The sequence below is a fragment of the Streptomyces sp. NPDC107500 genome, from assembly GCF_055582785.1.
Genome location: NZ_JBVJPF010000008.1, coordinates 530032 through 550926, shown reverse-complemented (window position 1 = coordinate 550926; position 20895 = coordinate 530032). Strand labels below are relative to the sequence as shown.

Sequence of the window (20895 nt, the reverse complement as noted above, 5' to 3'; positions counted from 1 at the left end):
TCGCTGCGATCGTGTGAACCGAAGCGTGGGGTTCGTGCGATGAGGAGATGTGAGCGAAACGAGAAGCGACGGGGAGCTGTTGCGGGCCGTCGCGGGGGACGGTGACCGGCGGGCCTTCGAGGAGCTGTACCGCCGGTACGCCCCCTGGCTGACCGCCCGCATGCGCAGCCGCTGCTCCGACGCCGGTGTCGTCGACGACGTCGTGCAGGAGACGTTCCTCGCGGTGTGGCGCGGCAGCGCGCGGTACCGGGAGGACGGGGATGTCGCCGGGTGGTTGTGGCGCATCGGGTCGCGGCGCCTCATCGACGTGCTGCGCGGCGACGGAGCGCGCGGACGCCTGCGGCAGGCGCTGGCGCGGTTGCGGCACCGGGACGAGGTCTCGGCGGAGGAGCGGGTGCTCGCCGGGGTGGAGCACGGCGACCTCGCCGGCGCGCTCGTTCGGCTGTCGCCGGAGCTGCGCGCGGTACTCCAGGCCACCGTCGTCGACGGGCTGACCACCCGCGAGGCGGCCGTCCTGCTCGGCATCCCGCCGGGCACGGTCAAGACGCGGGCCATGCGGGCCCGCCGGCAGCTGCGGGAGGCGCTGGCATGAGTGACGAGGACAGCCGCCGGCAGGGGTGGCACGTGGACGAGGGTGATCTTCGGGCCTACGCCCGGGGGGAGCTGGCGGCACCCCTGCTGTGGTCCGCCGACGCCCATCTCGGCGCCTGCGCACCGTGCCGGGGCGTACTCGCCGGGCTGAGTGACCGCGCTGCCCTGGACCTGGGGTGGGAGCGGCTCGACGCCGAGCTGGACGCGCCCCGGCCGGGGTGGTTCGAGAGGCTGCTGGTGCGGTGCGGCGTCGGGGACGGCACCGCCCGGCTGCTCGCGGCCACGCCGGTACTGCGCCGCTCCTGGCTCGGTGCCGTCGCCGCCGTACTGGTCACGACCTTCTTCGTCGCCTTCTCGGCCGGTGCCGCCGAGCGGCCCACTCTCTTCCTCGCCCTCGCCCCGCTGCTGCCGCTGGCCGGCGTGGCCCTCGCCTACGGGCCCGTCCTGGACCCGACGTACGAGATGGCCGTCGTCTCGCCCATGCACGGCTTCCGGCTGCTGATGATCCGCACGGTCGCCGTGCTGGTCGTGGCCCTCGGGGTGAACGGGCTGGCCTCCCTCGCCATGCCCGGGTACGGGCTGACCGCGCTGGCCTGGCTGCTGCCGGGGCTCGCGCTCACCACGGCCGGGCTCGCGCTGACGCCCCGGCTGGGTCCGGTGGCGGGGCCGGCGGCGGTGGCCGGGGCCTGGGTGGTGCTGCTGGTCGTGGCCAGTGCGGGGCGGGGCGAGGACGTTCCGCTCGCGCCGTTCACCGCGGCCGGGCAGGGCGTGTCCGCGGGGCTCGCGCTGCTGGGTGCCGGGCTGCTGTTCGTCTTCCGGGACCGGTTCGACGTACTCGGGCGGGGGGCCGTGTGAGGTCGTCGGCCGGTTCCTTGATCTTTTACTTGTACGGGAGTGGCGTATGACCCCCACTGTTTCCGCGTCCGGGCTCGGCCTTCACTACGGGCGCACCCGGGCCCTCGACGACGTGTCGCTGCGGCTCACCCCGGGCGTCACCGGGCTGCTCGGACCCAACGGGGCCGGCAAGACCACCCTGTTGCGCGTCCTCGCCACCGCCGTGCCCGCCGACCGCGGGGTCTTCACCGTGCTCGGGCACGACCCGGGTACCTCGCGCGGGCGGCAGGAGGTGCGCCGGCGGCTCGGGTACCTGCCGCAGACGCCCGGCTTCCACCAGGACTTCACCGCCTTCGAGTTCGTCGACTACGTCGCGATCCTCAAGGAGCTGGCGGGGCGCCGGGAACGCCATCGCGAGGTGCGGCGGGTGCTGGAGGACGTCGGGCTCGGGGACGTACGCGGACGGAAGATCAAGAAGTTGTCCGGGGGGATGCGGCAGCGGGTCGCCCTGGCCGCCGCCCTGGTGGGCGACCCCGGGTTCCTGGTGCTGGACGAGCCGACCGTGGGGCTCGATCCCGAGCAGCGGATGCGGTTCCGGGAGCTGATCGCCGGGGCGGGCGAGGGGCGGACCGTGCTGCTCTCCACCCACCAGACCGAGGACGTCGCGATGCTCTGCCACCGGGTCGTCGTCATGGCCGGGGGAGCCGTGCGGTTCGACGGGACACCGGCCGAGCTGACCGCCCGCGCCGAGGGGCGGGTCTGGAGCAGTGCGGAGCGGGATCCGGGGGCGAGGGCCGGGTGGCGCACCGGGACCGGCGCGTTCCGGAACGTCGGTGACCCGCCCGCGGGGGCGGAGCCGGCCGAACCCACTCTGGAGGACGGCTACCTCCTCGTCCTCGACGGTGACGGCAACGGTGCGGAGGTGGCCGCGTGAGTGCCCTGGTCGCCGACGCTCCGGCGGATGAGGAGACCGGGATGCGGGGCTCCGCGAACGGGGCCGTGCTCGCGCTGGCGTGGTTCGAGGCGCGGCGGCTGCTGACGAGTGCTCCCGTGGTCGTCGCCTTCGCGGCGTACCTCGCCTGGATCGTCTGGCGTACGCCCGGCGCCTGGGACGGGTATCCCGCCCTCCAGGACACCGACCGGAGCACCCAGACGATGCCGATGCTCGTCGGGCTGGCCGTCCTGGTGTGCGCCGACTTCGCCGTGCTGCGCTCCGGACGGCACGGCACCGAGCACCACTTCGGGGTGCTGGTGCTGCCGCGCGCGCACCGTACGGCGGCCCACGCGCTGTCCGTCGTACCGGCCGTCCTGCTCACCGCGGTGTGCGTGGGCGGGCAGTTCACCTGGGAGGCGCTCATGCCGGGCGCGGTCGGGCACGGTTCGCCGGCCGAACTGGCCGTCGGTCCCCTGGTGGTGCTGGTGTTCGGGATGTTCGGGGTGCTGCTGGCCCGGGTGGTCCGGTCGGCGCTCGCGGGGCCGCTGGTCGTGGTGCTGCTGCTGTACACGTTCGCCTTCGGTGCGGGCGGCGACGGCGCGGACGGCGTGTCCTGGCTGGCGCCCGTCGTCGTGCAGAGCGGTGCCGGCGCCCTGCCGTCCGAGCTGCTGGGGCGGCCCGCCGCCTGGCACGCCCTCTACCTGGCCGGCGTGGCCCTGTGCCTGGCCCTCCTGGCGGTGCTCCTCTCCGGCGGCCGGAGCATCGCCGTCCGGACGGGCGTCGTCCTGGGGCTGGTCGTGGCGGTCACCGGGGGCGTCCTGCAGGCCCGGGGTGCCGCGCCGTCGCCGGAGCTGACCGCCGCCCGCGAGCGTGCCGTGTCGGACCCGGAACTGAACTGCGCCGAGCGCGGCCGGTCGACGTACTGCGCCTTCCCCGAGTGGACGCCCCGCGTCGGCACCTGGGCCGGGGTCGTGGACCGGGTCCAGGCGCTGGCCGGGGGTTCCGCGCACGAACGGCGGCTCCACGTACGGCAGCGGGTCGTCGCCACGTACGGGCTGGTCAACGACGCCGCGATGGCACCGCAGACCGAAGCCGGACAGGTGACGGTGGGTACCGCCTGGGGCGGCAACCGGGTGCCCGAGTTCTCCAGCGCCGTCGCCGCCGTGCTCGTCGCGGGCAGCGAGAAGGCCGGCAGCGAGGTCTGCGACGGGCGGATGGTCACCCTCATGTGGCTCTCCCTGAGCTGGCAGGACGACCCGGTGGACGCCCTGCGCCGGGTCCGGGTGGACGACAGTGTGCGGGGGTCCGCGATCGTGCTGTCGCCCACCGAGCCACTCTCCATGACGGCGGGCCAGACGGACGTCGTACGCCGGCTGCTGGAGAACCCGCCCGCCGGGGTCGGCGAGCGGGTGAAGGCGCACTGGTCCGAGCTGACCGCGCCGGGCGTCACCACCGCCCGCGCCGCCGGACTGCTCGGCGTGGCCGGGCCGGAGAAGGCGGACTCGTGCGAGGAGTGACGGCGGATCTCGTGGGCGCCGTGTGGCGCACTCTGCCGTGGCGGGTACTGGCGGCGGCGGGGGCGCTCGGGCTGCTGATCGCCGCCACGCCGGTCGTCACCGGTGCCGAGCCCGGTCCCTGGGAGACGCTGGTGCTGCTGCGGGGCGTCGCCCTGACCGGCGCCCTCGCACTGGCCTTCCTGCTGGACGACCCGGCCCGGCACCTCACCGCGCCCGTCCCCACCCGGCGGCCGGTCCGGCAGGCGCTGCGGGTGGCGCTGGTCGCACCGCTCGCCGCCCTGTGGTGGACGGCCGCGCTGCTGCTCACCCCGTCGGAGTCCCGGCCCCCGGCCGGTGACGTCACCCTGGAGGCGGCGGTGGCGGCCCTGCTGGCGCTCGCCGGTGCCGCCGCGGCGGTACGGCTGACGGACGAGGCCCGTCCGGGACCGCTCGTCGCCGCGGCCCTGCTCCTGGCGGCCGTCCTCGCGCCGCTGTCGCTGCCGGAGGGCTGGGCGCTGTTCGTGACGCCCGACGATCCCCGGTGGGCGGCCGGGCACGACCGGTGGGCGGTGCTGCTGGCGGCGGTGGCCGTGGCGGGGGCGTGGTGCGGGCCGGAGCCGCTGGGGCGGCGGCGGGTGCGCCGGGCCGTGTGAGGCGGGCTCAGGACTCCGTGCGGTACATCAGGTCCGTCTCGTGGGTGACGAAACCCAGGCGCTCGTAGACGGACACCGCGGCCTTGTTGTCCGCGTCCACGTACAGCATCGCCGTGGGCAGTCCCTGTCCGGCCAGGTGCCGCAGGCCGATGGTGGTCAGGGCCTTGCCCAGGCCGCCGCCCTGGATGTCGGGGCGGATACCGAGGACGTACACCTCGCCCAGGCGCTCCTGCGCGTGCACCTTGGTCCAGTGGAAGCCGATCAGCTCGCCCGCCCGCTCGGCCAGGAAGAAACCGGCCGGGTCGAACCACTCCTCGGCCTCGCGGTCGTCGAGGTCCCGCTGGGTGAGGGAGCCCTGCTCGGGGTGGTGGGCGAAGGCGGCGGCGTTCACCGCGAGCCAGGCCGCGTCGTCCCGCCCGGGTACGAAGGCGCGGACGGTGACCCCCTCGGGCAGCCGCGGGTCCGGCAGGTCGAGGCCGGCCAAGGGCCGTCGCATCTGCCGCAGTTCGCGGAACAGCGTCAGGCCGAGCACCTGCGCGAGGTGCCGGGCGGCGGAGTGGCCGCCGTGCGCCCAGACCCGCAGCCGCTTGCCGGAGGCGGCGAGCAGCGCGGAGCCCAGGGCGCGCCCGTGCCCCTGGCCCCGGTGCGAGGGGTGGACGACCAGTTCGGCGGCCGGCGGCTCGATCGGGTCGGTGCCCTCCAGCTGGGCGTAGCCGACGAGTTCGCCGTCGACGGTGAGCAGCAGGTGCGCGATGCCCTCCCGCGCGGGGCCGCGCAGGTGCAGCCGGCCCTGCTCGGACACGGCGTGCTGCCCGTCGTTCCGGGCCGCCTCGCCGAGCAGGGCGAGGACCGCGCCGGTCTGCTCCGGGGTCAGTTCGGCGAGGGTCTCGATCGAGCGGGGGCGGCCGGGCCGCGCGGTGTCGTCGCTGGTCATGCGTACGAGGGTAAGGGGCGGGTGGGGCAAAGCGGCGGCAGTCGCGGGAGCGGGCGGCGCGGACGTGCGGGCAGCGGTGCGGGCGCCGTGCCGGCGGGCTCGGCCGGTGGTGCGGGCGCCGCGCGTGCGGGACCCGGCCGGGGGCGCTCGGGCGCCGCGCGGGCGAGGTGCGGACGGCAAGGTAAACCAGGATGTAACCAGGAACCCCCTGTCGCGCTACGCGCGTTGACCCTAGGCTGCCGCTCCGACGGGCCGTCCCTCAGCGGCTCGCGCCACGCACACCCACAGGGGGGCGCATGCCAGCCACAGCACAGCCGCACCAGTCGCGCCGCAGACGCCGCAGGGGCGTTCTTCTCGCCGCCGCCACGGCCGTCACCGCCGGGGCGCTCGCCGCCGCGGCCCTGCCGGCGTCGGCGAACGCGGACGCGGACGCGAGCCGGCACGGGCACGGGCACGGCCGCTACCAGGACGTCCAGTTGCTCTCCTTCAACGACCTGCACGGCAACCTGGAGCCGCCCGCCGGTTCCTCCGGCCGGGTCACCGAGGTCCAGCCGGACGGCACGACGAAGACGGTCGACGCGGGCGGTGTGGAGTACCTCGCCACCCATCTGCGCGAGGCCCGCAAGGGCAACCGCTACTCCGTCACCGCGGCCGGCGGCGACATGGTCGGCGCGTCCCCGCTGCTGTCCGGCCTCTTCCACGACGAGCCGACCATCGAGGCGCTGAACAAGCTCGACCTGGACGTGACGTCGGTCGGCAACCACGAGTTCGACGAGGGCGCGAAGGAGCTGGCCCGCCTCCAGAAGGGCGGCTGCCACCCCACCGGGGGCTGCTACACGGACAAGAGGTTCAAGGGCGCCGACTTCCCGTACCTGGCCGCCAACGTCCTGGACGAGAAGACCCGCAAGCCCATCCTCAAGCCGTACTGGGTGTGGAAGAAGAACGGCGTCAAGGTCGGCTTCATCGGCGTGACCCTGGAGGGCACCCCGAACATCGTCTCGGCGGAGGGCGTGAAGGGCCTCTCCTTCAAGGACGAGGTCGAGACGATCAACAAGTACGCCAAGGAGCTCCAGCGCCAGGGCGTGAAGTCGATCGTCGCCCTCATCCACGAGGGCGGTTTCCCGGCGTCGACGTCCTACAACTACGACTGCGACGCCCCGGGCGCCGGCGACGGCATCTCCGGCCCGATCGTCGACATCGCGAAGAACGTCACGCCCCAGGTCGACGCGCTGGTCACCGGCCACACGCACAACGCCTACGTCTGCACCGTCCCGGACCCGGCGGGCAACCCCCGCATGGTCACCTCGGCCGCGTCCTTCGGCCGCCTCTACACGGACACCACGCTGACCTACGACCGGCGCACGGGCGACATCGCGCGTACGTCGGTGAAGTCGGCGAACCACGTGGTGACGCGGGACGTCCCGAAGGCGCCCGACATGACCCGGCTGATCGACAAGTGGGGCACGCTGGCCGCCCCGATCGGCAACCGCGCGGTCGGCCACATCTCCGCCGACATCTCCCGTGACGGCACCGAGTCCCCGCTGGGCGACCTGATCGCCGACGCGCAGCTCGCGTACGGGAGGACCCAGGACCCGGAGACCGACCTGGCCCTGATGAACCCGGGCGGCATCCGTGCCCCGCTGACCTACGCGGCCTCGGGCGCCGAGGGCGACGGTGTGGTCACCTACGCCGAGGGCTTCACCGTCCAGCCCTTCGCCAACACGGTGAACCTCAAGGACTACACGGGCGCCCAGCTGGTCCAGGTCCTCAAGGAGCAGGTCAGCGGCCCGAACGAGGCGGCCCCGAAGATCCTCCAGGTCTCGTCCGGCCTCACCTACACCCTGGACCTGACGAAGTCCGGCGCGGACCGCGTGGTGACGGACTCGATCCGGCTGGACGGCGCCCCGCTCGACCCGGCGGCCACCTACCGCGTCGCCTCCAACAGCTTCCTCGCGGGCGGCGGCGACGGCTTCCCCACCCTGAACGAGGGCGCGAACGAACTGGTCGGCGGCGACGACCTGGCCGCGCTGGAGCAGTACCTGACGGCCAACTCGTCGGCCGGCGACCCGATCGAACCGCCGGCCGCGGACCGGATCACGGTCGTCAAGTAGCGGGGTACGCCGGCGCAGGTGGGGTGCGTCCCGTCCGGAACGCGGGCGGACGCACCCCACCCGTCTGTCGTCATCCGGCCGGGGCGAACGGGCCGTCCAGGGCCGCCCACTGCAAGAGCATGATCGTCTTGCCGTCGGTGATGCGGCCGTCCCGGATCATGGCCAGGGCGTCGGTGAGGGCGATCTCCAGGACCTCGATGTCCTCGCCGTCCTCCTCCAGGCCGCCGCCCGTGCCGGTCCGGTCGGCCGGGGTGTAGGGGGCGGCGAAGAAGTGCAGGCGCTCGGTGACGGAGCCGGGGCTCATGTAGGCGTCCAGGACGTGGGTGAGCGGGCCGAGCGTGACGCCGAGTTCCTCGGCGGCCTCGCGGCGGATGGCGGTGACCGGGTCGTCCGCGTCGAGCAGGCCCGCGGCGGCCTCGATCAGCATGCCGTCGGGGTGGTCGTTCACGTAGGCGGGGTAGCGGAACTGACGGGTGAGCAGGACCTTGCCGCGTTCGGCGTTGTAGGGGAGGACGACGGCGCCGTTGCCCCGGTCGTAGGTCTCGCGCTGCTGGGTCTCCCAGCGTCCGTCGCGGCGCCGGTAGTCGAAGGTGGTGCGGCGCAGGACGTGCCAGCCCCGGGAGGTCAGCTCGACGTCCTGGACCACGACACCGGGGTTGCGGTCCAGGCCGCGTCCCGCGCGGTCGAGGCCGGTGCGGCCGCGGTGGTCGGGGACGTCCACGCCGGGGCGGCCGGTCACGCGGTCTCCTGCGGGACGCGGCGGGGGAGTTCGGCCACGTCGTGGTAGACGGGCAGGCCCCGGCGGCGGGCGGTGGCGACGTCCTGGTCGGCCCCGGCGGACTCCCCGGGCAGGCGCAGTACGGCGTCGCAGTGGGCGAGGAGCCGGTCGGCGGCCGGGTAGAGCACCTGGTCGGCGAGGGGGTCGGTGGGGCCCGCGCCGGCCGAGCGGAGCACCGGCAGGGCGATCCACTCGCCGATCACGGGCAGGTGCCCGGCGGCGAAGACGGGCCAGGCGGCCTCCTCCAGGCGGGCGAGGTTGGCGGCCATGGCGCGGGGGTCGCCGCCGGTGCCGGAGCGGTAGGGGCCGGCGATCAGGATCAGCAGGGGTTTGTCGGTCATGACGCGCTACGATACATGCAGAACCGTGCAAGAACAGGAGAGATTGTGCATGCTTGCTGCTGAACGGCGGGATCACCTGCTGGAACTGCTCGCCCGGGAGGGCAAGATCGTCGCCAAGGACGTCGCCGTGCGGCTGGGGATCTCCGAGGACAGCGTCCGCCGGGATCTGCGCGACCTCGCCGCCGAGGGGCTGGTGCAGCGGGTCTACGGCGGCGCCCTGCCCGTCTCGCCCGCGGTGGCGGACTACGCCGCCCGGCAGACCATCGCCCCGGACGGCAAGCGCAGGGTCGCCGAGGTGGCGGCCGGGCTGGTGCGGCCGGGCAGCGCGCTGATCCTGGACGGCGGGACCACCGCCCTCGCCGTCGCCCACGCCCTCCCGCACGACCTCGACTGCACGGTGATCACCCACAGTCCGACGATCGCCGCGGCCCTGCTCGACCATCCGCGGGCGGAGCTGTTCCTGATCGGGGGCCGCGTCTTCAAGCACTCGGCGGTGGCCTGCGGAGCCGCCGCCATCGAGGCGGCGCGGAACGTCTCGGCCGACCTGTGCCTGCTGGGCGTCACCGGCGTCCACCCCGAGGCGGGGCTGACCACCGGCGACGCCGAGGAGGCGGCGATGAAGCGCGCCCTGTCCGCGCGGGCCGCGGAGACCTGGGTGCTGGCCTCGTCCGAGAAGATCGGCACCGCCTCGCGGTACCGCGTCCTGGACCTGGACCGGATCGGTGCGCTGATCACCGACGCCGCCCCCGAGGACGCCGTGGTGGGACGGCTCACCGGCCTGGGCGTGAAGGTCGTCACGGCCGGCTGACGGCTCGTGGCGACCGGCCCCTACGGCACCTCCGGCGGCGGCTTCGGTGCCCCCGGCAGCCGGACGGTCGCCGTCGTGCCGCCGCCCTCCGCCGGGGTCAGGGCCACCTCGCCGCCCGCGTGCTGGACCGTGCGGGCCACGATCGACAGACCCAGGCCGGATCCCGGCAGGGCGCGGGCCGACGGCGAGCGCCAGAAGCGGTCGAAGACGTGCGGGAGTTCGTCGGCGGGGATGCCGGGGCCGTGGTCGCGGACGGTGAGGACGCCGTCGGCGAGGCGTACGTCGACGGTGCCGGACTCCGGGCTGAACTTCACCGCGTTGTCCAGGATGTTGACGACCGCGCGCTCCAGGGCCGACGGCTCCGCCCGTACGTACCAGGGCTCGACGTCGGCCGTGATGGTCAGCTCGGGGCCGCGCAGGCGGGCGCGGCGCAGCGCGGACTCGACGACGTCGTGCCACGGGAGGATCCGCGTGCGGCCCTCGTGCTGGCCGGTGTCCGGGCGGGACAGCTCCTGGAGGTCGCCGATCAGCGCGGCCAGCTCCGTCATCTGCGCCTTCACCGAGGCGAGCAGCGCCTTGCGGTCCGCCTCCGGGATCGGGCGGCCGGTCTCCTCGCTGCGGGTGAGGAGTTCGATGTTCGTACGGAGCGAGGTGAGCGGGGTGCGCAGTTCGTGGCCCGCGTCGGCGATGAGCTGCTGCTGGAGGTCGCGGGAGCTGGCCAGGGACGCCGTCATGCTGTTGAAGGAGCGGGAGAGGCGGGCGATCTCGTCGTCGCTGTCGTCCTCGACGGGGATACGGACGGTCAGGTCCTCGGTGCGGGCGACGTGTTCGACGGTACGGGTGAGTTCGTCGACGGGACGCAGTCCCGTCCGGGCCACCCACAGGCCGGCCGCGCCGGCGCCGACGACGCCCGCGCCCGCGACGAAGACGAGGACGAGCGCGAGGTTGTTGAGTGAGCTGTTCACCTCGCTCAGCGGGCGCGCGGCGGAGACGGCCACGTCGGACAGGCCCGGCACGGTGTAGGTGAAGACGCGGTACTGGGTCCCGTCCGAGCCGGTGGCGTCGTGCAGGGCGTTGGCGGACGAGCCCTCGGCCACGGCGCGGTCGGCGTCCGTGAGCGGGACCTCCTCGGTGCCGATGATGAGGCAGCTCGTGTTCTGCCGGGCCACGAGTTGCACGGACGAACCGTAGGGGTTCTGCTCGTGCGTGAGCGGGTCGTGGGAGCAGAGACCGGTGCGCAGGTCCACGTACCGGCTCACCTGGGCCCTGTCCATCCGGTTCGCCTTCAGGGCCTCGTCCAGCGAACTCACCAGGACGCTCTTCACCACGAACCAGCACGCCACCGCCCCCGCCGTCACGGCGAACGCCACCGCCCCCGCCACCAGCAGCGCCAGGCGCGAACGCAGCGGCAGCGCGCGATAGCGGCGTACCGGGCCTGTCACTCCGCGCCGCCCTGCCGCAGCACGTAGCCGACGCCCCGGACGGTGTGGACCAGGCGCGGCTCGCCGCCCGCCTCGGTCTTGCGGCGCAGGTACATGACGTACACGTCGAGGGAGTTGGACGACGGCTCGAAGTCGAAGCCCCAGACCGCCTTGAGGATCTGCTCCCGGGTGAGGACCTGGCGCGGGTGCGCCATGAACATCTCCAGCAGGGTGAACTCCGTGCGGGTCAGCTCCACCGGGCGCCCGGCCCGGGTGACCTCCCGCGTCGCCAGGTCCATGGTCAGGTCGGCGAAGGTGAGGGTGTCGTCGTCCTCGGCGGTGGCCTCCACCGCCGCCGCGTAGGAGCTGCGGCGCAGCAGCGCGCGGATGCGGGCGAAGAGTTCGTCCAGTTCGAAGGGCTTGACCAGGTAGTCGTCGGCGCCGGCGTCCAGGCCGGTGACCCGGTCGCCGACGGTGTCCCGGGCGGTCAGCATCAGGATGGGCGTGGTGTCGCCCCCGCCGCGGATCCGGCGGGCCGCGGTCAGGCCGTCCATGCGGGGCATCTGGATGTCGAGGACGACGAGGTCGGGCCGGTACGCCGCGGCCTTCTCCAGGGCGTCGGCGCCGTCGACGGCGACCTCGGTGCCGTAGCCCTCGAAGGCGAGGCTGCGCTGGAGGGCTTCGCGGACCGCCGGCTCGTCGTCGACGATCAGGATGCGCTGGACGTCACGGTCGCGGTCGGCGTCTGCGGGGCTCATGGGATCAGCGTCGCACGTTCGTCGCGGGTACTCGTGACCGCTCAGCTGCTCGCACCCGCGCGCAGGTCGGGCAGGTCGGCCTTGACGGTGTTGACCGGGATGGCGAAGCCGAGGCCGACGCTGCCCGCGCTCGCGGACGCCTCGGTCGCCGAGTACATCGCGGAGTTGATGCCGATGATGTTGCCGTTCATGTCGATCAGCGCGCCGCCGGAGTTCCCCGGGTTGAGGGAGGCGTCGGTCTGGATCGCCTTGTACGTCGTCGTGGACGAGCCGGTGTCGCCGTTGAACTCCTGGCCGCCGAACTCGAACGGCCACTGGCCGCCGCCCTGCCCCTGCTGTTGCTGCTGCTGCTGCCCCTCGTCGGTCGAGACGGTCACGTCACGGTCGAGGGCGGAGACGATGCCGCTGGTCACGGTGCCGGTCAGGCCCTCGGGCGAGCCGATGGCGACGACCTGGTCGCCGACCCCGACGGCGTCCGAGTCGCCGAGGCTCGCGGCCTTCAGGCCGGAGGCGTTCTCCAGCTTGATCAGCGCGAGGTCCTTCTTGCTGTCCGTGCCGACGACCTCGGCGGTGTACTGCTTGCCGTCGCTGGTCCGCACCTTGACCGACGAGGCGCCGGAGACGACGTGGTTGTTGGTGATGATCTCGCCGTCGCCGGTGATGATCACGCCGGAACCGGTGGAGGAGCCGGCGTTCGAGGTGGCGCTGATCTCGACGATGCTGGGGCTGACCGCCTTCGCGACCCCGGAGACCGTGCCCTTCTGGCTGGACGGCACCACGTTCGTGCTGGTGGCGGAGGCGACGGTGTCGCCGCCGGTCAGCTCCTGGATGCCGTAGGCGGTGCCGCCGCCGATGGCCGCCGCGACGATCGCCACGGCCGCGAGCAGCGCGACGGGGCCGCGACGGGCCCGGCGCCTCTGCCGCGGCTGCTCGGGCTGCCCGTCGGCGGCGAACCCGGCGTGGTGCGCCGAGGGCGGCTGGGTGGGCGGGGGCGGCCACTCGGGGTTGACGGGAGAGGAGGCGTGCTGCTGGGCGCCCTGGTACGGGTTCCCGTACGGGTTCTCTTGCGCGTGCTCGTACTCGCCGTTGCGGCGGAGGCTCTCGGTCATGTCCATGAGCTTCGCGCCCGAGGATGAGAGCGGCCTGAGTGCTGCCTGAGAAGCCCGGCAGAACCTCGTATGCCCGATATAAAGACGGCTCCGGGCGGGTGCTACAGGCAGCCGCAGGACTGCCGTACGACCAGCTGCGAGGGGAACACCTTCAGCCGCTCGCGCCGGGAGCCCGCCACCCGCAGGCCGTCGTCCAGGACCAGGTCGACGGCGGCCCGCGCCATCGCCGGACGGTCCGAGGCGACGGTCGTCAGCGGCGGGTCGGCGAGATCCGCCTCCTTGATGTCGTCGAAGCCGGCCACCGCCAGCTCGCCCGGCACCTCGATGCGCAGCTCGCGGGCGGCCCGCAGCAGGCCGATCGCCTGGTCGTCGGTGGAGCAGAAGATCGCCGGCGGGCGGCGCGGCCCGGCCAGGATCTCCAGGCCCACCTTGTAGGCGTCGTAGCGGTTGTACGGCGCCTCGAAGAGCCGGCCCTCGGTGGACAGCCCGGCCTCCTGCATCGCGCGCTGCCATCCCTCGACGTGGTCGGAGACGGGGTCGCCGACGGACGGCGTCTCGGCGGTGCCGCCCATGCAGGCCACGTACTCGTAGCCGTGCTCCAGCAGGTGGCGCACGGCGAGCTGGGCGCCGCCGAGGTCGTCGGTGACCACGGCGACGTCGTCGATGGCCTCGGGCCGCTCGTGGAGCAGGACGACCCGGGCGTCCCAGGCGTCGATCTCGGCGGCGGCCAGGTCGTTCAGGGCGTGGCTGACCAGGATCAGACCGGAGACGCGCATCCCGAGGAAGGCCCGCAGGTAGTGGACCTCGCGCTCGCCGACGTAGTCCGTGTTGCCGACCAGGACCATCTTCCCGCGCTCGGAGGCGGCCTGCTCGACGGCGTGCGCCATCTCCCCGAAGAAGGGCTGGCGGGCGTCCGGGATGATCAGGCCTATGAGGTCCGTGCGCCGCGACGCCATGGCCTGGGCGACCCGGTCCGGGCGGTACCCCAGCTCCTTGATCGCGGCGAGGACACGCTCGCGCGTGGCCGGGGCGACCGGCCGGGGTCCGTTGTTGATGACATAACTGACGACGGCGGTGGAAGTTCCCGCCAGCCGCGCCACATCATCCCGAGTCACCTTGGCCACGCGCGGAGTCTACGCGGATGGACCCGCCCCGGGCAGGGCGTATCACACCTTGGATGACCTTGCCGCTGCCGTGTCCGCGGCCTCCGCCCCGGCCGGCGCCGCCTTCTCGCGCTCCGGCATCTCCCGCTCCGTCTTCTCGGACTTCGCCTTCTCCGGCTTCTCCGGCGTGACGAAGCGGTAGCCGACGTTGCGGACGGTGCCGATCAGCGACTCGTGCTCGGGGCCGAGCTTGGCGCGCAGCCGCCGTACGTGCACGTCGACCGTGCGGGTGCCGCCGAAGTAGTCGTAGCCCCACACCTCCTGGAGCAGCTGGGCCCGGGTGAAGACCCGGCCCGGGTGCTGGGCGAGGTACTTGAGCAGCTCGAACTCCTTGAAGGTCAGGTCCAGGACCCGGCCCTTGAGCTTGGCGGAGTATGTCGCCTCGTCCACCGAGAGGTCGCCGTTGCGGATCTCCATCGGGGAGTCGTCGCCGACGATCTGCTGGCGGCCCATGGCCAGCCGCAGCCGCGCCTCGACCTCCGCCGGTCCCGCGGTGTCCAGCAGTACGTCGTCGATGCCCCAGTCGGCGGTGACGGCGGCGAGGCCGCCCTCGGTGACCACGAGGACCAGCGGACAGCTGAGCCCCGTGGACCGCAGCAGCTGGCACAGGCTGCGGATCTGGGGAAGGTCACGGCGCCCGTCGACGAGGATCACGTCGGCGCCGGGGGTGTCGACGAGGGCCGGGCCCTCCGCCGGAGCCACGCGGACGTTGTGCAGCAGCAGGCCGAGGGCGGGGAGCACCTCCGTCGACGGCTGAAGGGCGTTGGTGAGGAGCAGCAGAGAGCTCATCGCGCCCCACCTGCCTGGGTCGTCCTACGGTCGTGCACGCTTCGCTCGCCCATAACGTCTGGTTCCTCCTCGGTCCCTGCGAGGACGTTTACGGCACTGCTTCGTACGGTGCGGATCCCGTGCCCGTGGGGTCCGCCGCGCGTCCGGGAGGTGAACGATCGGCCACGCTCCTGGAAGCACAAAAGGACCCGGGGGCTACTTTGCCCGAGTCCTCTACGCAGCAGAATAGCCGACATGAGCTACCGACCGTCAGGTCATGTGGCGCGTTCCACCCCTCGTCCAGGGAATCGTCCGCATTCCGAGACGCCCGGGGGAGCGCCCCGCCGCATGCCCGCACGCACCTTCCTGCGCAGCGCCGACGGGGTCCGGATCGACGCGGTGTACAAGCCGGCGGCGACCGACGGCGACCCCTTTGACCTGGTGTTCGTCGTCGCGCACGGCTTCACCGCCGGCGCGGACGAGGCGCACGTGCGACGCATCGCGCGGACGTTCGCCCGGTACGGCGCCGTGGTCACCTTCTCCTTCCGGGGCCACGGTGAATCCGGCGGACGGTCGACGGTCGGCGACCGCGAGGTCCTGGACCTGGCCGCTGCCGTCGAGTGGGCGCGCGGCTTCGGGCACGCGCGCGTGGTGACCGTCGGTTTCTCCATGGGCGGCTCGGTGGTGCTGCGGCACGCGGCGCTGTACGGCCCGGACAGCGCGGCGCGGACGGACGCCGTGGTGTCGGTGAGCGCGCCCGCCCGCTGGTACTACCGGGGCACGGCGCCGATGCGCCGGCTGCACTGGATGGTGACGCGCCCCGAGGGCCGGTTCGTCGGCCGCTACGGCTTCCGCACCCGCATCCACCACCTGGCCTGGGACCCGGAGCCGCTGTCGCCGGTGGACGCGGTGCCGCGGATCGCCCCGACCCCGCTCCTCCTCGTGCACGGCGACCGGGACGGCTACTTCCCCCTCGACCACCCCCGGATGCTGGCCCGCGCCGCCGGTGACCACGGCGAACTCTGGCTGGAACCCGGGATGGGCCACGCGGAGCACGCGTCGGACGAGGCCCTGCTGGACCGGATCGGCGCCTGGGCGGTCTCCAGGGCGGGCTAGCCTGACGGTGTTCACCGTCAACTGATTGAGGAACCAGATGGCAAAGGTCACGGTGCGCTACTGGGCCGCCGCGAAGGCCGCCGCGGGAGTGGCCGAGGAGCCGTACGACGCGGCCACGCTCGCCGACGCGCTCGCCGGGGTGCGCGAGCGGCACCCCGGCGAGCTCACGCGCGTGCTGCTGCGCTGCTCGTTCCTCGTCGACGGCGACCCGGTGGGCACCCGCGGGCATGAGACGGTACGGCTGGCCGACGGCGGCACGGTCGAGGTGCTCCCGCCGTTCGCAGGAGGGTGAGCGATGACCGACCAGCCTTATCAGCCGCATCAGCCGCATCAGCGGTACGAGGGGTACGACGAGCACGGGAGATGGGTCGGGCGGGGCGGGTACGACGCCCAGTGGCCCGATCAACAGGCCCACCAGGGCCACCAGACCCACCAGGCTCCTCAGGGGTACGAGGACCCGAACGCCGGCCAGTACACGCAGCAGTGGCAGGGTCAGACCTGGGAGACGCAGGTGCACCAGACCCAGCCGCCGGTCCAGGCGGAGGAGACGGCGTACCTGCCGCCGTACGGGGCCGAGCCGCAGCAGCAGTACCCGCAGCAGCAGTACCAGCAGCCTCCGGCACAGACGTACGCACCTCAGTACCAGCCACAGCCGCAGCCGCAGCCGCAGCCCCAGCCCCAGCCCCAGCCCCAGCCTTACGCTCCCGCGGCCCCGGCGGCTCCCGCGGCCCCCGCGGCCTCCGCCTCGCCCGCCTCACCCGCCTCCCCCGGCGACGCCGGCTACGGTCCGGCCACCCTCGCCGGGAACACGCGGGTGACCGACGCGCAGCGGGCCCGTGCCGAAGGGCGTTCGCCGATCATCGACCCGGGGATGCAGCCGGCCGGGCTCACCGCGCTGCTCGGGCTGCTGCTGGCCGGCGCGGCGGCGCTCGGCACGTACGCCCTCCTCGTCCCGCTCGTCGCCCTCCAGGCCGTCACCGCGGCGGGCTGGTTCCGCCTGAACGGCATGTGGCCGGCCAGGCAGGGCATCGCGCTGGGCTTCGCGGGCGCGCTGGCCGCCGACGCGGCGATGCTGGTGTCGGACCGCTCCCCGGCGGCGATCCTCGGCACGCTCGGGGTGTGGGTGCTGCTCTCCCTCGTCCTGCAACTGCGCTCGCACGCCGACCCCGACGAGCGGATGTACGGCTTGATGGCGACCGTCGCCGCGGCGGCCATGGCCGTGATCGCGGGCGGGTACCTCGCCGCCGACGCGGACGCGGTGACGGTCGGCGCGGTCGCGGTGGCCGTGGCGGTCGTGGCCCGCGCCCTGCCGCTGCCCACGGCGGGTTCCGTGGTCGTCGCGCTGCTCGCGGCGGCCGGAGCGGGGATCGCGGTCGGCTCGGCGACGGACTTCGGGGCGTCGGGAGCGCTGCTCGGCGCGGGCGCGGCGGTGTGCGCGCTGGTCGGCCTCCGGGTGGCGGCGTACGACTACCCGTCCCGTTTCGTCCACTTCACTGCGGGCGTGGCCCTGCCGCTGGCCGCCGCCGCGCCGGCCGTGTACCTGCTGGGCCGGGCGCTGGCCTGACCGCCGGGCGCCCGGCGCCGGGTGTCACAGGTGGTCTACAGAACCCGGGCGGCGCCACCCGCCCGGGTTACGCTCGCGCCTGGACGGCCACCGGCCGTCGGGGGACCGCTGTCGTCGACCGTCCAGGGTTGGGGAACTCCACATGCGCGCACTGCGAATACTGTTGGTCGTCGTCGTGATCCTGGGCGGCCTCTTCGTGATCGCCGACCGTGTGGCCGTCAACTTCGCCGAGGACGAGGTCGCGGACAAGGTGCGCAGCACCGAGAACCTGCCGTCGACGCCGGACGTGTCCATCAACGGCTTCCCGTTCCTCACCCAGGTCGCCGGCGGTGAGCTGGACGACGTCCAGGTGGGCATCGACGGTTACGAGGCGTCCACCGGCAAGGGCGACGAGAAGATCCGCATCGCCGAGCTGCACGCGGACATGAAGGGCGTCGCCTTCTCCGGAGACTACAGCTCCGCCACCGCGGCCACCGCCACCGGCACCGCGACCGTCGCCTACGACGAGCTGATGAAGGCCGCCAAGTCCGAGCCCACGGACATCGCTCCCGGCATCACCGCCAAGGTCATCGGCCTCTCCGACGGAGGCAGCGGCAAGATCAAGGTGTCCCTTCAGGCCACGGTCCTGGGCGTGGACCTGCCCGAGCCGGTCGAGGTGCTCAGCTCGGTCAAGGTCAAGGACAACGACGTCGAGGTCGTCGCCGACGGCCTGCCGGAGATCGGCGGCCGGCAGCTCGCCGAGTCCCGGATCCGGGCCATCACCGACTTCCAGCAGACCATCGACGAGCTGCCGGGCGGCATCGAGCTGGACAAGGTCGAGGCGGCGAAGGACGGCGTCGAGATCACGGTGAAGGGTTCGAACGTCAAACTGGCCGGGTAGGGGTACCAGGGCGCCGGAAGTCCGACAGGCGAGACGGCGCTGTCCGTACCGCAGATGCGACGGCGGGCCCCGCGGTCGCCCGGTGTCCCGCGGCGCCCCGGACCCACCATCGATCCCACAGTGCGGACGATCCCGTCTCAGGATGCGACACGCCGGTGACATGCCCCGGTATCCGTCCCTACGATCGGTACCCATGAAGCGACAGGCGGACCTCACGAAGCGGCGGGCAGTGGACCTGTGCCGCGTTGCCGCCATGCTCTGTCGCTCCTTCTGACCGGCCGGCGCCGTCGCCGTCCGTTCCCCTCATCCGCCCTGCCCAGGGCACCCGCGCGCCGCCGCACGGCCCGAGCGCGCGCACCCTCTCACCGCTCGCCCCGCCGCAACTGCCCCGGAGGAGAAAACATGAGCCGCAGCGACGTCCTGGTCGACGCCGACTGGGTGCAGGACCACCTGGACGACCCCAGCATCGCGATCGTCGAGGTGGACGAGGACACGTCCGCCTACGAGAAGAACCACATCAAGAACGCGATCCGGATCGACTGGACCCAGGACCTCCAGGACCCGGTCCGCCGCGACTTCGTCGACCAGGAGGGCTTCGAGAAGCTCCTGTCGAAGAAGGGCATCGCCAACGACACGCTGGTGGTCCTCTACGGCGGCAACAACAACTGGTTCGCGTCGTACGCCTACTGGTACTTCAAGCTCTACGGCCACGAGAACGTCAAGCTCCTCGACGGCGGCCGCAAGAAGTGGGAGCTGGACGCCCGCGAGCTGGTCGCCGGCGACGAGGTCCCGCAGCGCCCGGCCACCGACTACAAGGCCAAGCCGCAGAACACCGCGATCCGCGCCTTCCGCGACGACGTCGTCAAGGCGATCGGCGCGCAGAACCTGGTCGACGTCCGCTCGCCCGACGAGTTCTCCGGCAAGCTGCTCGCCCCGGCCCACCTGCCGCAGGAGCAGTCGCAGCGTCCGGGTCACGTCCCGTCCGCCCGCAACATCCCGTGGTCGAAGAACGCCAACGACGACGGCACCTTCAAGTCGGACGACGAGCTGAAGCAGCTCTACACCGACGAGCAGGTCGACCTGGCGAAGGACACCATCGCCTACTGCCGCATCGGTGAGCGCTCCGCCCTGACCTGGTTCGTCCTGCACGAGCTGCTCGGCGTGGAGAACGTCAAGAACTACGACGGCTCCTGGACCGAGTACGGCTCCCTCGTCGGCGTGCCGATCGAGCTCGGCGCCAACAAGTAAGTCCGCCCCCCAACCCCTCAGGAGTACGACATGTGCGGAGCGAAGGCCGGCGGCCCCGACGCCTCGACGATCAAGCCCGGTGAGACCACCATCCAGGGTCACGTGACCCGTGACGGCGAGCCGGTGACGGGCTACGTCCGTCTGCTGGACGCCACCGGCGAGTTCACGGCGGAGGTCCCGACGTCCGCGACGGGCCAGTTCCGCTTCTACGCGGCCGAGGGCACCTGGACCGTACGGGCGCTCGTCCCCGGCGGCACCGCCGACCGCACCGTCGTCGCCCAGCAGGGCGGTCTCGCGGAGGTCGCGATCGCCGTCTGACGGCACCCGCGCCACGCGACGGGCGAGGGGCCGCACCCACCGGGTTGGACGCCTGGGGTGCGGCCCTTCGGCATGTCCGGATCCCGCGCCCGGATCTACCCTGAAGGTATGTACGCGCGGCGGCGGCACGTCTACTTCGCCATGATGGGGATCTGCATCGCGCTCTTCGTCCTGGCCTGGGGTGTTGTGCGTCTGTGGTCCGTGCCGGTGGCTGTGGGCATGTGCGTGGTCGCCATGGTCATCCCGCCGCTGGCCGCGATGGTCGCCAACCGCCGGGGCCCGGACGACCGCTGGTGGGACGACCCGTCGGGCGACCCGAAGTCCGACGAGTGGTGGGACGAGCTGGACGGCAAGAAAGGGCCGCGGCACCAGGACCGTCCGTAGCGGCCGCTAGATCTTCTCCGCGCCGCCCAGGAGGCGTTCCAGGCAGCGGACCGCCAGGTCGGCGGGGGAGCCGGGGCCTTCGGTGCCCGCCTCGGTGCCGGCCCAGGTCTCCATGGCGATCCGGATGGCGTCGGTGGCGGCCGCCGCGACCAGCCGGACCTCCAGCGGATCGACGGCGCCGTCCGTCAGGCCCGCGATCACCGGGACGAGCCGCTCCTCCGACTCCTGGTTCACCCGGTACCACACGGCACGCAGCGCCGTATCGTCCGCGCCGGCCCGCAGGAGCCCGCGCGTGCGCAGCAGCGCCTCGGCCGCCTGCGCGTCCGGGACCGCCAGCGCCCGCTCGGCCGCGTGCCGCAGCGCGGGGAGGAGGGGGCTGCCCGGTTCCGTCTCGGAGAGCAGCCCGCGCCAGCGGTCCGCGCCCACCGTCAGCAGGGGGCTGACCGCGTCCTGCTTCGAGCGGAAGTACCGGTAGAAGGTGCGCAGCGCGACCCCCGCGCGCTGGGCGATCTCCTCGGCCGTCGTGGCGTCCGGGCCCAGGGTGGCGAAGAGTTCGGCCGCCGCATGCGCGAGGTCGAGCTGGGTGGCGGCCTTGCGGCGCTCGGTCAGGGACAGGGGCGGCGGCTCGGTGCTCACCCCAGAAGAATACGACCCGCGACCATCTGATGGCATGTCGTGACGTAGTG

At 73.3% G+C, this 20895-nt stretch carries 23 protein-coding genes; 14 read left to right on the top strand and 9 right to left on the bottom strand.

Going from position 1 to position 20895, the window contains the following annotated elements:
- Window positions 1-49 precede the first annotated feature (49 nt).
- Genes ACZ67M_RS31800 through ACZ67M_RS31780 form a run of 5 tightly spaced genes read left to right on the top strand, consistent with a single transcriptional unit; the run spans window position 50 to window position 4508 of the window.
- Window positions 50-592, top strand: a complete 543-nt coding sequence (locus tag ACZ67M_RS31800) for a sigma-70 family RNA polymerase sigma factor (RefSeq protein WP_161331184.1) — start codon at window positions 50-52, stop codon at window positions 590-592.
- Window positions 589-1446, top strand: a complete 858-nt coding sequence (locus tag ACZ67M_RS31795; protein WP_385800969.1) for a zf-HC2 domain-containing protein — start codon at window positions 589-591, stop codon at window positions 1444-1446. Before ACZ67M_RS31800 ends, ACZ67M_RS31795 begins: the two co-directional genes overlap by 4 nt.
- A gap of 46 nt (window positions 1447-1492) precedes the next feature.
- On the top strand, window positions 1493-2359 hold the full coding sequence (locus ACZ67M_RS31790) for an ABC transporter ATP-binding protein (RefSeq protein ID WP_392102370.1): 867 nt from the start codon (window positions 1493-1495) through the stop codon (window positions 2357-2359).
- Between the two features lie 41 nt (window positions 2360-2400).
- On the top strand, window positions 2401-3876 hold the full coding sequence (locus tag ACZ67M_RS31785) for an ABC transporter permease (RefSeq protein ID WP_469853794.1): 1476 nt from the start codon (window positions 2401-2403) through the stop codon (window positions 3874-3876).
- Window positions 3864-4508: an ABC transporter gene (locus tag ACZ67M_RS31780; RefSeq protein ID WP_385800972.1), complete on the top strand. Its 645-nt coding sequence runs from the start codon at window positions 3864-3866 to the stop codon at window positions 4506-4508. Before ACZ67M_RS31785 ends, ACZ67M_RS31780 begins: the two co-directional genes overlap by 13 nt.
- Window positions 4509-4515: 7 nt before the next feature.
- Here the strand turns inward: ACZ67M_RS31780 and mshD are convergent, their stop codons facing one another.
- On the bottom strand, window positions 4516-5442 hold the full coding sequence (mshD, locus tag ACZ67M_RS31775; RefSeq protein ID WP_469853780.1) for a mycothiol synthase: 927 nt from the start codon (window positions 5440-5442) through the stop codon (window positions 4516-4518).
- Between the two features lie 296 nt (window positions 5443-5738).
- Here mshD and ACZ67M_RS31770 point away from each other — a divergent pair, with 296 nt between their 5' ends.
- Entirely contained in the window at window positions 5739-7553 is a 1815-nt protein-coding gene (locus tag ACZ67M_RS31770) for a bifunctional metallophosphatase/5'-nucleotidase (protein WP_469853779.1), read from the top strand.
- A 70-nt stretch (window positions 7554-7623) separates the two neighbouring features.
- On the opposite strand, the gene ACZ67M_RS31765 is transcribed toward ACZ67M_RS31770, so the two are convergent.
- Window positions 7624-8292 carry an NUDIX domain-containing protein gene (locus tag ACZ67M_RS31765; protein WP_469853778.1) on the bottom strand — a complete coding sequence of 223 codons (669 nt, stop codon included), beginning with the start codon at window positions 8290-8292 and terminating at the stop codon, window positions 7624-7626.
- Window positions 8289-8672, bottom strand: a complete 384-nt coding sequence (locus ACZ67M_RS31760) for a DUF4406 domain-containing protein (RefSeq protein WP_161331191.1) — start codon at window positions 8670-8672, stop codon at window positions 8289-8291. The genes ACZ67M_RS31765 and ACZ67M_RS31760 overlap by 4 nt, the downstream gene beginning before the upstream one ends.
- 49 nt (window positions 8673-8721) lie before the next feature.
- Between ACZ67M_RS31760 and ACZ67M_RS31755 the strand changes: the two genes are divergently transcribed.
- A complete protein-coding gene (locus tag ACZ67M_RS31755) occupies window positions 8722-9480 on the top strand; it encodes a DeoR/GlpR family DNA-binding transcription regulator (RefSeq protein WP_469853777.1) in 759 nt (252 codons plus the stop codon).
- Between the two features lie 20 nt (window positions 9481-9500).
- On the opposite strand, the gene ACZ67M_RS31750 is transcribed toward ACZ67M_RS31755, so the two are convergent.
- From ACZ67M_RS31750 to ACZ67M_RS31730, 5 genes are all read right to left on the bottom strand, one after another.
- Window positions 9501-10922 carry a sensor histidine kinase gene (locus ACZ67M_RS31750; RefSeq protein WP_361366370.1) on the bottom strand — a complete coding sequence of 474 codons (1422 nt, stop codon included), beginning with the start codon at window positions 10920-10922 and terminating at the stop codon, window positions 9501-9503.
- Window positions 10919-11659: a response regulator transcription factor gene (locus ACZ67M_RS31745; RefSeq protein ID WP_307013469.1), complete on the bottom strand. Its 741-nt coding sequence runs from the start codon at window positions 11657-11659 to the stop codon at window positions 10919-10921. Before ACZ67M_RS31745 ends, ACZ67M_RS31750 begins: the two co-directional genes overlap by 4 nt.
- A gap of 41 nt (window positions 11660-11700) precedes the next feature.
- A complete protein-coding gene (locus tag ACZ67M_RS31740) occupies window positions 11701-12768 on the bottom strand; it encodes a S1C family serine protease (RefSeq protein ID WP_469853776.1) in 1068 nt (355 codons plus the stop codon).
- Between the two features lie 101 nt (window positions 12769-12869).
- Window positions 12870-13892 (bottom strand): LacI family DNA-binding transcriptional regulator, encoded by a 1023-nt coding sequence (locus ACZ67M_RS31735; protein ID WP_361366376.1) that lies wholly within the window; start codon window positions 13890-13892, stop codon window positions 12870-12872.
- A gap of 42 nt (window positions 13893-13934) precedes the next feature.
- A complete protein-coding gene (locus tag ACZ67M_RS31730) occupies window positions 13935-14720 on the bottom strand; it encodes a response regulator transcription factor (RefSeq protein ID WP_361366379.1) in 786 nt (261 codons plus the stop codon).
- Window positions 14721-14954: 234 nt separating this feature from the next.
- Here ACZ67M_RS31730 and ACZ67M_RS31725 point away from each other — a divergent pair, with 234 nt between their 5' ends.
- The 7 genes from ACZ67M_RS31725 to ACZ67M_RS31695 all read left to right on the top strand — a co-directional run bounded on the left by ACZ67M_RS31725 (window position 14955) and on the right by ACZ67M_RS31695 (window position 20209).
- Entirely contained in the window at window positions 14955-15815 is an 861-nt protein-coding gene (locus ACZ67M_RS31725) for an alpha/beta hydrolase (protein ID WP_361366382.1), read from the top strand.
- Between the two features lie 37 nt (window positions 15816-15852).
- Complete coding sequence (locus ACZ67M_RS31720; protein ID WP_469853775.1) at window positions 15853-16107, top strand: MoaD/ThiS family protein; 255 nt, start codon at window positions 15853-15855, stop codon at window positions 16105-16107.
- 3 nt (window positions 16108-16110) lie between these two features.
- The gene (locus tag ACZ67M_RS31715; protein WP_469853774.1) at window positions 16111-17379 is read left to right on the top strand and encodes a hypothetical protein; all 1269 of its coding nucleotides are present in this window, start codon (window positions 16111-16113) and stop codon (window positions 17377-17379) included.
- 142 nt (window positions 17380-17521) lie between these two features.
- Window positions 17522-18259 (top strand): LmeA family phospholipid-binding protein, encoded by a 738-nt coding sequence (locus tag ACZ67M_RS31710; RefSeq protein WP_469853773.1) that lies wholly within the window; start codon window positions 17522-17524, stop codon window positions 18257-18259.
- A gap of 402 nt (window positions 18260-18661) precedes the next feature.
- On the top strand, window positions 18662-19507 hold the full coding sequence (locus ACZ67M_RS31705; RefSeq protein ID WP_122621126.1) for a sulfurtransferase: 846 nt from the start codon (window positions 18662-18664) through the stop codon (window positions 19505-19507).
- A 30-nt stretch (window positions 19508-19537) separates the two neighbouring features.
- A complete protein-coding gene (locus ACZ67M_RS31700; RefSeq protein WP_031047895.1) occupies window positions 19538-19825 on the top strand; it encodes a DUF1416 domain-containing protein in 288 nt (95 codons plus the stop codon).
- Between the two features lie 108 nt (window positions 19826-19933).
- Window positions 19934-20209, top strand: coding sequence for a DUF3099 domain-containing protein (locus ACZ67M_RS31695; RefSeq protein WP_392239135.1), 276 nt, complete (start codon window positions 19934-19936; stop codon window positions 20207-20209).
- A gap of 6 nt (window positions 20210-20215) precedes the next feature.
- On the opposite strand, the gene ACZ67M_RS31690 is transcribed toward ACZ67M_RS31695, so the two are convergent.
- Window positions 20216-20845, bottom strand: coding sequence for a TetR family transcriptional regulator (locus tag ACZ67M_RS31690; protein ID WP_469853772.1), 630 nt, complete (start codon window positions 20843-20845; stop codon window positions 20216-20218).
- Window positions 20846-20895: the final 50 nt, after the last annotated feature.